Below are 12,722 nucleotides of genomic sequence, written 5' to 3' on the forward strand. Positions count from 1 at the left end.
CTTCCTCAGGGGGGAGAACGCATAGTGTGCAAATCCCGGTCCGTAGACCTTTGAGGTTCCACCAAGGGATAACAGTAGCGACTCACACCTCCAACTCGCGTTCGCGAGACGGGGTAGCTATCCGAGGTGAGTCGGGGGTCAGCTCCCGTAGAGATCACACGGGTATCCTGCTGTGTGGTCTATCCATTCCTGTGCTCAGTTAGCAGGGTGAGCAGTGGGCGGAGATCTTCGAACTGTGTCCCCCTCGTGATCTCGTGAGTCGCGGCGTTCCATCGGATGAACCCCAGGTCAGCGAGCATCGGAAGGTGCTGGTGGTACATCGTCACCTGTTGTTCGTACTCCAAATCGAGCGTCTCCGAGGTCCCGTCCCCCTCAATGGGGACGTGAATTGGAGTATCGGGTCGGATTGCAGGAGCGTGACTAGGAGCGTTCGTCGGTCTTCGTTCGTCAGTGCGGTGAAGCAGTCGTCGTACATGGAAGTCCTCTCAAGGAGCCCCCCCAAGGACGGACGCGACCGCCATGCTCTCCTCACTAGAGAGAAGAGAAACGACCGGATAACAGTTTCGTGGTTGTTGACAAGTATGTTCGAGATCACACACTCGGCGATAGCCAACGCTGTGGATATCTGAGGGGAGGGAACGAAATCCGCAGATAAATCGCTGAAAAGTGTGGAAGTCAGGTATAATATATATTTGTCATTCCGACGAATCAGTGTTCACCTCAGTATCGTCGCGCGCGTCGCTTTCGGCTGTCCCTTGGAGGAAGAAGTGATTGAAGGGTTGAACGTGTCTGCGACGCATGATCTCGGAACTCTCGATCTGGACATCGAGTTCGTGAATCGCATCCGTGATCCGGGTGATGTCGTCGCGACTCGTCCCGACGACGTCGACGTGGATATTGCGTCGTCCGGTAAGCATCTCTCGCACGTCGATGACGCCCTGTATGCCCCGAATCTGCTCGGAGATCGGAGGGAGTTCGGTCGGCGGAACAGTCACGATGAACGTCAGCTGTAACGGGAGGTTGGCGGCCTCGTAGTCGATCTCCGGATGATAGCCTCGAATGATGCCATCAGCTTCGAGTGTCTCAATCCGGTTTCGCACGGTACTGGGAGAGACACCCGCCGAGTCGGCGATCTCCTGAGCCGTTGCGTTGCGAGCATCTTGCTGCAATAGATAGAGGATGCTCCGATCGACATTGTCCAGATCGCGGGCCATAGAGTGGATATGAACGGTCATTAAATAAATCCCTCGCGCCAACTCTTCCCGTGAGCGATGGTCCAAGCGGTACGAAAACGGCGAGTCGCGCGAGCGGGCAGTACCGGGGAATCACGGCGGCACTACGATTATTTTCGAACTCCTCTCTCAGAGAGATAACTGGTAGCGCGGTGGCCTGTTCGATCGGGAACAGGCAAATAGGAGCCCGCTTCCTTCAAGAGGATTCCACATACCCCGCCAGCAAGTCGTGGCGGGTTCTCAGCGGCACTGAGCTTCTTCGTGAGCGAGATGCGTCGATAGCGCACGCGGAGCGTCTGACATGCCCCAATAACCTAGTGTGAGCGGGCCATACTGGCACGTATGCCGAACTCGCGGACGCCGCTGGGTCCGACCAATCGGAAGGTACTCACTCATCTTGAGGAGTGCGTCGAGGCCCGAGACGACGATGTAGGTTTGACTCACGAGGCGGCAATCGACTGTCTCACTAACGGCGAGTTCGAGTACACTGAAGCTACTCAACAGATCGAGCAACTCCTCCTGAAGGGGTATCTCTACGAAGTGGAAGAGGAGATCCGGATTCCACCGCGTCCCTACGACACGTGATTTGACGGCCACCTGTTGAGTGCTCTCACTAGAGGGGCGTGGAGTACTACTCCAAAAGAGCGGGCAGGTGAGAGTCCGACGCGATACCAAGCAGATTACAACCAGTCGGGCGTCGGTCGATGGTCAAATTCTTCAATCCGCTCGACATCTGCGGTCCGCTCCATCTGCTAGAGCACCGAGATGCCCTCATACGCGCCGAGTTCTTCTAGGGAGTTCAATCGCGTACTCGGGACCGCATAGTACGTCCACGGGACGTTCTGTTCACGTGTCTCAGCTTCGAGTTTCGCGACGAGCGGTCGGTCCCGCGTCGCCATCTCTCGAAGGTGATCACGGACCGTACTCTCGGTGATCTCCGGGTTTCGGTAGGCGAGTTCGCGCGCACTCAACGAGCCCCACTCAGTCGCGAGGATCTGCTGGAGCAGCCGAAGCGTCTGTGGCTCCACAGTCGTCAGTACTGTTCGAGTGCCGCCTTCTCCTGACCGATGAACTCGGTCGCCGCGTCGATCAGATCCGCGCCGAGGCCGGTGAGCTCGTAGTACGAGTAGAGTCCGTTCACGTCCGGCCGTTCCTGCTTTCGGTTCTCCACGAGGCCTGCCTCGACGAGGCGGTTCAGATGGTAGTGGAGGCTGTTCTCACGTCGACCGAGCGCCTCGCCGAGTTCGTTCGCACTCAGTTTGCCCTCGGTTTTGAGCGCGTATAGGATCGCGAAACGCGGGCGCTCCGCGATCTCCCCGAACAGGTCGAGATACGCATCCAAGTCGAGGATCGGATCCTCGTCGAAGAGATCCGCCGTCAGCGTCGCGATCGCGTCGGCTTCGGGCTCATCCGTTTCCGTCGATGCCGTCGGGGGGCTATCCGCCATGAGCGAGAGTACACGACCCGTCGTAATCAGGTTAACGGTCATTAACCTCGTCTCCCCTCGGTCACAGTAGGTGGCTTTATCCACCGAGCGAGACCACCAAACTCCAATGCGAACGTACGACGGGACGCCGATGCGGGAGGTATTACTCGACCGCCTTCCGCCGACGGCACACACCGAGTTTCTCGTCTACGTAATGGGCCCGTACACGACGTTCCGTCCGGACTACTACCTCCGCGACGACCTCACGATCGACGACGCCGACCTCGATATGGGCGCATTCGGCGACGACGAGACCGAACTCCAAGACGAACTCCGTGACATCGTCGAATGGCTACGCACGGATGTCGGTGTGAACGCGTTCCTCGCCGTCGATCCCGATATCCCCACTGAGGAGTTTCCCGACGAGACGGACGCCGAGCGGATGAACGTGATCAGCCAGTCGAAAGCGTACGCCGAAGCGAGCAACGCGGTCGTGTTCATCCTGCCAAAGGCAGGGGTGCGTGATGGCGTCGATATCGAGATCGGAGCCGTCCTCTCTGGCTTCGACCTCGGTCTCGGCGGGGGGACTCCCCAGAAATCGCCCCAGCGATTCCACGTGTTCCGCGAACACGGCGTCTCAAGTGCAACGCTCGATGCTGTCCCCCACGAGTACGAAGTCGCACTCTCGGAGTACGGAACTCGATCGGAACTCCACGAGCAACTTGAACGCTTCCTCGCCGGCGTGCTCCGGAGTGAGCGTCGTGGGGATCTCTCTTCCGTCGACGAGTCAGCCGATTAGGTGGACCCGCTCTCGAGAAGCCCCTTCGCACGGTCCCAGAGTGACCGATCAGCGGCCTCGTCTGAGGCGTCGCCGTTTGTCGTCCCAGTCGGAGAGTTCTGTGTGCGTCCTGCTGTCCGTGATCGCAGTTCGGCGAGTTCCGTTTCGAGCGTCTCGACACGGTCCTGCAACTCGTCGATAGTGGCCTCTCGTTGTTCAAGTTTCGCCGAGAGAACCGTGTTCCGCTCCTTCAGGTAGGCACGCTCGCGCCCATCCGACAGGTCACCTGTCGTGTCCTCTGTCGTCTCGACCGATCCGCCTGCTGTCTGTGCCGGCTCCGCTGACCCGCTTGCTTCGCTCTGTGTCGTCTTCGTCGGCTCATCCGCGTCCACGCCTCGCGTCTCAGCCGACGGGCCACTCGAGGCTGCTGTGAACTCTGCGGCGAAGTCGTCAGAGTCCTCCTGCTCCGCTGTCCCCTCCCGCGTGGAGGGCTCGTAGAACTCACTGGTATTGTCGATGGCACGCTTGACCGTTCGCTCGCCGTAAGTGTCGCCGTTCGAGTGATGGACGTCGTCCCACTTCTGCCGATAGAGACGCGACTGGCGGAACAGCTTGTCGACCCGCATCGCATCCCCACCAGTCCAGAACGCCAGCAGGCAACACAGCGCCATGTCGGCTTCCGACTGACTCGGGTACCCGCTCGTCCCGCCCCTCCACAGCCGGTCGAACTTCTCGCCGTTCCCCGCGTCCCGTGCCTTCGCCAGCAGCTCCTCGTCCGAGAAGGTCACGTCCGTTACCGACTCCTCCGGTAGACCGACTGCTTCCGTGTCGACCGAGTGCGTCGACTCCTCCGACGTACCCCCACCGCCCATCGACGGCTCCTGGACATACTCACGATGCACCGCCTCAAGCGCTTCTTGCCGCTCGTTTACGGTCTGCGGCTTGACGTCGACACGGTCGCCGGTCATCGTGAAAAAGCGCGCGGAGTCGTACATCTCCACGCTCCCGTGACGGTTCCCACCCTCGGGCAGTTCCCCTTCGATCAGAACGTGAAACCCAGTCCCCGACGGTGAGACCTCCGTATAGGAATCGAGCCGGTTCACGATCTCACGAGCATCCTCGTCGATACTCGATGTCTCTGGATCTCGGCAGTCATCCAAGTCGATCCCGACGAACGGATCGTCTGCACTGAACACGAAGCCAAGTCCATCCACCTTCTCACCTTGACTGAACTCAAGCGCCGTCTCGAAGTCACTCCACGTTTCGGGGTCCGTCGACGAGGCGAACCCACCCGTCCCAGGTGTCACCGGAATCTTGGTTGGCTTGCCGTCGCGTTCCTCTTCGCGCCAGCAGATCCACTGCTCAACTGCGACGAACGCGCTCGGTACTCCTACCGGATTCTCGATACTACTGTCACTCATTGGTCTCACGCTCTCTGTCATCGGCAGTCCACTCCCTCTCAGCTTGCTGATAAACCTCCCCTGCGGCCTGCGGCCCCGCAAAATCCAATCTCCAACGGCCACCCCCCACCACTATACTAGTTGGATTTTGGTCGGAACACCACTCGATTTGAGCCGCTAATCGCCCGACGTGGCGATGTTCCACCCAATGTTCCGCGCATTGAGTTGACACGAGTATGTTGGCTATCCCATCAGAAATGGGTGGAACAGCCTTCCGTCCTGCGATTTTGGGTGGAACAGTCGACGTATTCATGACCGTCGCTCCGGATTGGGTGGAACATCGCGCCCTCTTGCGGTTCCGAAAGTCGGATATTTTATTCATCTTCTCGATAGGTTAGGGAGAGTCGTCCTCTGTGTCGAGCGTGAAGCTGACGAAGAGGTGGGTAAGTTCACCGTCGATTCGTTGCCGATCTGTCTCTACTTCGATATACTTCTTGAGCAGCCGTGTGAACCAACTGTTGCTGACTACCTCGACACCAAGGTCGTCCGCCCACGACTCGTATGCCGAGTACACCTTCGACTTCCGAACGGCCACGTCTTCATCAGTCTCGGTGAGGTGCTGGTCCGCGAAGATGCCGAGTGCTTCCTCCTTATCGAGGTCGGCAATGGAACTCGCCGGCTCGGATTCCTCGGCGGCTTCGGCAGTCACCTCGGTGTCCGACTCTACTTCGGCTTCATTGGGTTCGGTCGTGGCCGGTGTCTCCTCGATGGATTCGTCCGCCTCACTGAGTGGTGTCTCGGCACTCGTCGCTTCGGCCTGGTTGAGTTGGTCGTCAGCCGCCGGGGTCGCCAACTGCGGGCCGTCATCAACCAGCGTCTCGATTGGTGCCATCTCGCCCTCTCGGTAGACGACCGGGTCGCCACCCTCGGGGAGAATGACAATCGCGTATGCGTCGCGGGTGTAGTCAGGGACGGGAAGTTCTCGCTCGGGGATGAACGGCTTCTTGATCGGCACCCACTCGGTCTCGAACGTCTCTTTCGAGTCGTAGGTGTGGGTGGCGTCGTCCTCCAGAACGATGTACTGGTTGATGTCCGGGTCGTACGTGTAGACCGCCGGCACGTCCCGATCCATCGCCGTGTCCACACGCTGGATCCGCGCATCGTCGCTATCACCTTCGACCGGGAGAACTGCATCCCCGGTTTCCTCGTCGCGTCGCCACATCGACATTCGCGTGTCGTCATCGCTGGTCGCTGGGCGGACGGCCGTCAACCGCTGGCCGGTCTCGATGTGCCGTACCTCCAACTGTTCGTCGAACGTGTACAGGCGCGTCTCGTCGTGGTTGTCGATCTCTTTGACCGGCGGGTGGAGAATTCCCTCGATCCGATCGGCCCAATAGGAATCCTTCTCCTCGGGCCGGACGATGAACAGTGGGATCGCTTCCTCGTCCTGCGCCTTCCGCAGATTCGTCAGCACCTTCACCGGATTCGCGGGCGTTGTCGTCTCGACTTCTATCACGAACTCGTCGTCTAGGTTGGGATGGGTCGCCCGGCCGTCGGGCTGTTCGCTTCCATCCTGCGGTACCACGGTCGCGTTGAATCCTGCCGTAGTCAATACTCGCTCTGCCTCGTACACACCCTCGTCGTGGTCTTCGCTCCCGGCCGCCTGCACGTCGCCCGTGTCGGGCGCGACAGCCTCCTCGCCGCGTTCGGTGAGCGAGATAACCAACTGGTCCTCGTCAGTGTCCAGCCCGACAGCGAGCAACTGTGAGCGCTCTCGGACTGCGCCGAGTTCGTCGTAACTCGGCGGCTCCACCTCACCATCTCTGAATAGTTCACGAAGTTCCTCGTCCACCTCCTCGACTGGGATCTCGCCGTTCTCCTCACGCACTTCGTGTCGGAGCTGGATGGTCCGTACCACTTTGGCGAGCGCCTGATCGAGGTCGGCGTTCGTCGTACTGAGCCGCTCTTGTACGTCCTCGGGGGAGTCACGCGGCTCCGGCTCCGGTTCGGGCACGCCGAACTCCTCGTCGGTCCGTGACTGTACGCGGTCGATGGCGTTCTCGACGCGGTCAGCCTCACGGCCGGTGAACGGCTCGTCGCTCTCGGGATGTCCCTCGGGAATTGGGAGCGGGTCGACGCTGAATGGCTTGGGTCCTGTCTCGCCAAACGTCGGACTTGGCACCTGCGCGATCCACTCCCCGCGCGGAAGTGAGGCGATTCGGTCCTTGAACTCACGCGGGCTCATCTCCTCGTGGGCCATCGCCTCCGCGATCTCGCGGTCGACCGAGATCTTCCCGACGAGCGTCGTCCCGATATTGTTGAGCGCGTTCAGGTAGAGTCGCCGCCCCCCTTCCTCCTCGATCTGCTCGGGGAACTGCATCGACAGTCCGACCGACAGCCCGAACCCACGGCCCTGCTCCAAGAGTCGGTTCATGATGTCGGAGGTCACGACCGACGCCGCCTCGTCGATGAGCAGGTTCACGACGTACTCCTCGGGCTTCTCCGAGAGGTCGTCCGACTGCTCGCGAAGCGCGTCTTCGAGATTGCTCAGGATCAACCCACTGAGGAGTTTCGTCGGCTCGGCTCGCAGGTCGCCGAGGTCGAAGATGACGACCGTATTCTCGTCAAGCACCTCCCGGAAGTCGAACTCCTGGTCGGTGTTGTTGAAGATGTCTCGGAGCCGGCCGTCCTGTGAGACGTACGCGAGGCGGTTGCTCACGCCGCCCATCACACGGCTGAACGCCGTCTGGTCCAACTGGAGTTGCCGGTCGATCCGTCGCCGATCGTCTGGGTCCGACGATTGGGGGGCGAATTCCGGCTGTGGTTCCGGCGGGCCAGCCTGCCACAACTGGTCAAGCGCGTATTCGAGTTGGCGGTGTGCGAAGTAGTCCTCGTCGGCGCGGTACTGCCCATTGTCTCGGCCGTATTCCGAGTCGAACAGCGCGGAAATGAGCGCTCGGATGAGGGTCGGCGCGACGGTCGCGCTCTCGTACTTCGCGCTTCCCATCGTGAGTTTGAGGATCTCCTCGTAGTGGTCGGCCGTGCGCTGGATCGCGTCGATCCGGCTCAGGCCGTTGTCGAGCGCCGGTCGGAGATTGAAGAACGAAAAGCCGGGGAGGACCTCGGGAATCGAGAAGTGGACGACGTTCTCCTCCATGTCCTCAGTGCCGAACCGGGCAGCGTGACTCCGCATGTAGTTCTCGGGCAAGCCGTCACCCTTCGGGTCAACCAGCACAATTGGCCCGTCGGTGTGCTCGTACAGCGACAGCGCGTCGTTGATCAGCGCCTTCGACTTGCCCGACCCCGTCGTCCCGAAGCGGCCGTAGTGAGTCGGGAGAAGCGCCGGGGGAACGTACGTCGGGTCGTCTTCGGGTGTCCCCGTCTCATCTAGCGCCCGGCCGATCGCAAGACCAGCTGTGTCGTGGAACGCGTCGGCGTGGTCAGGGGCGGGTCGCTGGAGTGGGTTCTGACTCTCCTGTTTCGCGTCGGTCCCTCGGCGGCCCTCCATCGAGAGGTTCTCGCCAGAGGGGACCGTGATGAGGTTCGCGAGTTCGCTCGCGTTGAACGTGAAGTCGAACCGGGTCTTCCGCCCACCGGTAACCAACTCTCGGTCCAGCAGACGCTCCAGCGCGTTCCGGGCGTACTGTTCTTTCTTCGACTGACGGAACCCGCTCCCGCGCAGACGGTGGCCGCTGAACTGGTAGAACTCGCCATCGAGTGCGTCGAACCCCGACGCGAGCGCATCGAGCCGCGTATCCAGTTCCTCCTCCGTCTCCTCGTCACTCGGGATCGCGACCGCACGGGCGTTGACGGTGAAGGTGCGCTTGGCTTGCTTATCGTCGAGCTGGTCCAACCGCATTTCGTCACGGTCGGTCAGTTCGTGGTCGTCGGGCGTGGTGGGTTCGATGAAGTCCCAGACCTTCCCGTACCACGTATCGAGGTTGTGCTTGATGTCGTGTTTGCGTTGCCATGCGTCGGGCGACCAATCGGGTTTCTTGCGGAACACGACCTGGAACGCGATGGGGGCTTCCGCCTCGACGAGATGGTCGATGATCGTCGCGAGCGGGACGCGGCGCTCGGAGTCGTCGGAGGGGGAGGCCGTCTGGTCGTGGAAATCCGCGATGGTCATCATCCAGTCCTGTTTCCGTTCGGCGGCGAGCGCGTGCCACCGGACGCCCATCGGCGCGAGATCACTGAGCGGCGGACGGGCGAGAACCGTCCCGTCGTCGGTGAGCGTCGGCCGAGTAAGCGTAGCCGGCTCGACGCCGCGCTGTGCATCATCGAGGCAGAACGTCCCGTTGCTGTACTCAACCGCCGTCGGATCGGGCGTGTCCTCCTCGTCGTCTGGGTCGTCAGCCTGCTCATCCGAGTGGACATCGTCAGCTGTGTCCTCCGCGGACTCTTCTCGGGTCAGAAGACCACCATCGCCGAGAATGCTCAGGCCACTCGTGCCGTCGTCGACCATGTCCTCGGCGCCGGGCGTGTAGTAGAGCGAGTCGCTATCCAGCCGCTTCGCGAACTCCTCGCGCTGGTACTCGACCGGATGCACCAGCCGATGAGCAACGTCCATCTCGACGCGGTCGATATCGAACGTCATCGGGTACATCGACTCCAGCCGGTCCTCCAGCGTTGTGAGGTCCCCGTCGGCGCCGACGTAGAACTCCACAGGCTCGTCTGCGTCCTCGCTCAATGCGAGGAACTCGAACTGCGGGGGATACGACCCGTCGCCCGGCAACAGGCGCATGAGGCCGCTCGTGGACTCCTCGACGGAGACCTTGTGAAGACTCTCGATCAGTCGGGGAATTGCCTCGGTGTGAAGCGGCTGCGAGGAGGGCCGGACGCGGAGGTACTCACGAGCGTCGCTCATACGGTCACCCCCGACCCGACGGCGCTGTCATCGTCCGGTTCGTCCTCCGGCGGGTCGACGATCTCCATCTCCTCGGGAAGCGCAGTCACCTTCACCGGGTACCGGCCCTCGTCCTGAACACAGACCAGCGCGTGACTGTACCCACGCTCGCGGGTTCCCGGTTTGGCGTCACGGAGGAACTGTGCCTCCCGTGCGCTCAGACCGAGCTTCTTCCGATGCTCCTCGGAAAGGCCGGGGAGTTTCTGCAGGAGTTTGATCGACGACTCGTTGGCGAGGACCTCCGCCTTCTCGTGGACGAAGAAGTCGCTCATCTCCTGTGTGACCAAGTGGACGCTCAAGTCGTGGTGCCGCGAGTGGCGATAGGCACGTTCCAGCCAGTCGAGTGACCCCTCACTCTGCATGAGGTAGTGTGCCTCGTCGATGGCGAGGATCACGCGCTTGTCCGTCTGTTTGGCGCGCTCGTACACCGTGTCGAAGAGCACCTGCAACATGAGCGCGATCTCCTGGTCGGCCTCTCCTTGCTGGAGGTCGAGATACGACACCGTCTCGCCCTTGAGGTCGATGTCGGATGACCCGGCGAGGTTAGCGAACTCGCCGTCACCCGTGAACGGGCGCATCGAGATACGGAGGTTCGCCGCGAGTTCACCCCACTGCTCCGACTCGGTCGCCGTGACCTCGGTCAGATCCGATTCGGCGTTCGCCACGAACGCGTCGACGTCTTCGGCCATCTCGCCGAGGATCTCGAACACATCGATGACAGTAGGACTCTCGTTGCTGTGCGTCGCCGGGTCGGTCGTGATTCCCTGCCGGCGGTACGCCTCGTGGACGGCGTCTCCGAGGATCGCCCGTTCTTCCTTATCGAGCCCAGAGCCGGCGCTGTCGATGTGGCCGAAGTAGGTCGTGAAGAAGCCCATCACGCTCGACACCCGCTGACCATACGGATTCAGTTCGGAGGTCCGTTCGAGGACGTGCTGTGGAGTCGCCTCGATTTCGAGCGGGTTGATCTGCTGACGCCCACCCACGACGATGTGTTCCGCATCGAGTTCGTCGGCAAGACTGCGGAAGCCCTCCAGCGGGTCGACCATGATGAGGATGGTATCGGGGTCGTTGGCGATCTCACGGAGGTTCAGGAGTTTCGCCGTGACCGACTTCCCCGACCCAACCTGTGCTGCCGCGAGGACGTTGTATCCGTTCGGCCGCTGGAAGCGATCCACGACCACGGGCGCGTCCGTCGTCGCGTGATAGCCGTACAGCACTCCCGACTCCTCGATCAGCGTCGACGCGGAGAAGGGGAACAGTGCGCCGAGGGCACTCCCGAGCATCGGCGTGGTCGCACTTGGCAACCACTCGCTGATGGTGTCCTTCGCGATGGGGCTCGCGCTCACCAGCCCGTCCGACTGGTCGTAGTCGACCGACCGGACGGTGAGCTGTTGCTTTTCGAGTTCGGCACGAATCCGCTGACAGCGCTGTTCGACCTGCTCTTTCGACTCGCCTCGAACAGGGAGATACGCCGAGACATCGAAGATGGACTGCGATTCGTCGGTGAGTTGGGTCAGTACGTCCTCGTGGTCGCTGATTCGTCGCTCGGTCAGCCCGATGGATGGATCGCCGTTCTCCTGTTTGCCTTGGTGCACGGTCTGGAGGTCACGGATCGCGTTTTCGACCTGTGTGATCGCCTGCTCCGTCTCGCGTGGCTCGGCGTGAATCGAGAGGCCCACGTCGGCGCTCGGGTGGGTCGTGATCGCATCGAGATGACCCGGATTGGCCGTGTCGGGCCAGTCGGTGATCATGAGCGTCTTGACCCACTGATCACCCGAACGGCTCGCATCCGATTCGAGGCAGATACTCGCGGGGCCGACGGTCTGTGCGTGCGCATCGGCCCCGTCGAACTGCTGGTCGTCGTCAACGTCGATACTGGTGAAGCGGTCGAGTAGTGTCTTGATGAGTGGCATGAGTTAGGCCCTCCTGTCGGCGTCGCCAACCGTGACGACGGGCATGGAGCGAACGCGGTCGGTCGATGAGCGATACTGGGTACGGCGACCCGTCCAGAACTCCTCGATCAGCGTGGCAAGCCGGTCGGCGGAGACGGGTTCACAGTCGCACGAATCAAGTCCACGGATCGCCGCCTGTACGTCGTCGAGGCGCTGTTCGAGCGTCTCGCGCTGTTGCTGTTCGATTTCGGAGTCCGAGAGCCCGCTACTCTCGGCACCGATGAACGCGAGGAGACCGCCGACGTAGGGGAGCGACTGGAGTTGGGACGTGGCTCCTCGTTCGGCCAGCTGTACGTCGCGGATGCTGACGGGGACGAGGATGTGGTACTCACGGAGGCTGGTCCCCCGCGCTCGGAACTCCGCCGGGAGGCGCGTCTCGTACGTCTCGACGATCTCGCGCAGTGCGTCGTTCGCCTGGACGTCGGGATCGTCACGGCGGTCGCGATAGCTCTCGGTGATTCGCTCAGGATCGATCGACCGAGCGCTCGCGTGAATCTGGATCGAGAAGCCGAGCGTGTTCAATGCGCTTCCGAGCGCATTGGCGGCGCCGTTCCACTCGTCGTGAGTCGCGAGCGCCATGTTCGCCGGATCGACGCGAACGGCCGCAACGAGCTGGCCGTCCTGTCGTTCGACCGCGTCGGCTTCCGGCACGAACCGGGCAACCTGGGTCAGCGTATCGGGGCGTTCGTCGGGTGCTGTGTCTACGGCGGAGCGGGTGGTCTCGCGGGTGGCGAATCGTGCAATGCGGGTCAGCCACCGATGCGGCGTCATGTGGTTGGGCGCGATGTACACGATTGCGCCGGCTACGACGAAGATCGCGAGTGCTCCCGCGAGGCCGATGGTCGTCCCCCAGCGCCCGCCGAAGCGAGCGCTGAGTAAGACGACCAGCAGAGCGCTGAACATCGCGGGGATGAACAGTTTGAGGTCGTCGATACTGTAGTCGATATCGACGCCGACGATCTCGTCGTCGGCGCCGAACTCATCGAGTACCCGTCGGTGGGGATCGCGGCTTCTGTTGCTCATGGATT

At 61.8% G+C, this 12,722-nt stretch carries 9 protein-coding genes; 2 read left to right on the plus strand and 7 right to left on the minus strand.

The window, feature by feature from the left end:
* Positions 1–695: 695 nt before the first annotated feature.
* Entirely contained in the window at positions 696–1,214 is a 519-nt protein-coding gene (locus AC6RUA_RS19560) for an Lrp/AsnC family transcriptional regulator (protein ID WP_499816183.1), read from the minus strand.
* A gap of 360 nt (positions 1,215–1,574) precedes the next feature.
* On the opposite strand from AC6RUA_RS19560, the gene AC6RUA_RS19565 reads away from it, so the two are divergent.
* Entirely contained in the window at positions 1,575–1,817 is a 243-nt protein-coding gene (locus AC6RUA_RS19565; RefSeq protein WP_499816184.1) for a hypothetical protein, read from the plus strand.
* Between the two features lie 167 nt (positions 1,818–1,984).
* Here AC6RUA_RS19565 and AC6RUA_RS19570 read toward each other — a convergent pair whose 3' ends face one another.
* Together AC6RUA_RS19570 and AC6RUA_RS19575 are read right to left on the minus strand one after the other, a co-directional pair.
* Positions 1,985–2,260, minus strand: coding sequence for a hypothetical protein (locus tag AC6RUA_RS19570; protein ID WP_499816185.1), 276 nt, complete (start codon positions 2,258–2,260; stop codon positions 1,985–1,987).
* Positions 2,261–2,265: 5 nt separating this feature from the next.
* Complete coding sequence (locus tag AC6RUA_RS19575; protein ID WP_499816186.1) at positions 2,266–2,763, minus strand: helix-turn-helix domain-containing protein; 498 nt, start codon at positions 2,761–2,763, stop codon at positions 2,266–2,268.
* 22 nt (positions 2,764–2,785) lie between these two features.
* Between AC6RUA_RS19575 and AC6RUA_RS19580 the strand changes: the two genes are divergently transcribed.
* Entirely contained in the window at positions 2,786–3,457 is a 672-nt protein-coding gene (locus AC6RUA_RS19580; RefSeq protein ID WP_499816187.1) for a DUF7509 family protein, read from the plus strand.
* Here the strand turns inward: AC6RUA_RS19580 and AC6RUA_RS19585 are convergent.
* From AC6RUA_RS19585 to AC6RUA_RS19600, 4 genes are all read right to left on the minus strand, one after another.
* Positions 3,454–4,857, minus strand: a complete 1,404-nt coding sequence (locus AC6RUA_RS19585; protein ID WP_499816254.1) for a phage NrS-1 polymerase family protein — start codon at positions 4,855–4,857, stop codon at positions 3,454–3,456. The genes AC6RUA_RS19580 and AC6RUA_RS19585 overlap by 4 nt on opposite strands.
* 373 nt (positions 4,858–5,230) lie before the next feature.
* Positions 5,231–9,703: a helicase HerA domain-containing protein gene (locus AC6RUA_RS19590; RefSeq protein WP_499816188.1), complete on the minus strand. Its 4,473-nt coding sequence runs from the start codon at positions 9,701–9,703 to the stop codon at positions 5,231–5,233.
* A complete protein-coding gene (locus AC6RUA_RS19595; RefSeq protein WP_499816189.1) occupies positions 9,700–11,655 on the minus strand; it encodes a VirB4 family type IV secretion system protein in 1,956 nt (651 codons plus the stop codon). Before AC6RUA_RS19595 ends, AC6RUA_RS19590 begins: the two co-directional genes overlap by 4 nt.
* A gap of 3 nt (positions 11,656–11,658) precedes the next feature.
* Entirely contained in the window at positions 11,659–12,717 is a 1,059-nt protein-coding gene (locus AC6RUA_RS19600; RefSeq protein WP_499816190.1) for a TraC-like domain-containing protein, read from the minus strand.
* Positions 12,718–12,722 lie beyond the last annotated feature (5 nt).

The organism is Halorarum sp. SLYT50, assembly GCF_059821265.1.

Coding starts and splice junctions, on each gene's coding strand:
- AC6RUA_RS19560 (WP_499816183.1), bottom strand. CDS start 1,214: ATGGCCCGCGATCTGGACAATGTCGATCGGAGCATCCTCTATCTATTG.
- AC6RUA_RS19565 (WP_499816184.1), top strand. CDS start 1,575: ATGCCGAACTCGCGGACGCCGCTGGGTCCGACCAATCGGAAGGTACTC.
- AC6RUA_RS19580 (WP_499816187.1), top strand. CDS start 2,786: ATGCGAACGTACGACGGGACGCCGATGCGGGAGGTATTACTCGACCGC.
- AC6RUA_RS19585 (WP_499816254.1), bottom strand. CDS start 4,857: ATGAGTGACAGTAGTATCGAGAATCCGGTAGGAGTACCGAGCGCGTTC.
- AC6RUA_RS19590 (WP_499816188.1), bottom strand. CDS start 9,703: ATGAGCGACGCTCGTGAGTACCTCCGCGTCCGGCCCTCCTCGCAGCCG.
- AC6RUA_RS19595 (WP_499816189.1), bottom strand. CDS start 11,655: ATGCCACTCATCAAGACACTACTCGACCGCTTCACCAGTATCGACGTT.
- AC6RUA_RS19600 (WP_499816190.1), bottom strand. CDS start 12,717: ATGAGCAACAGAAGCCGCGATCCCCACCGACGGGTACTCGATGAGTTC.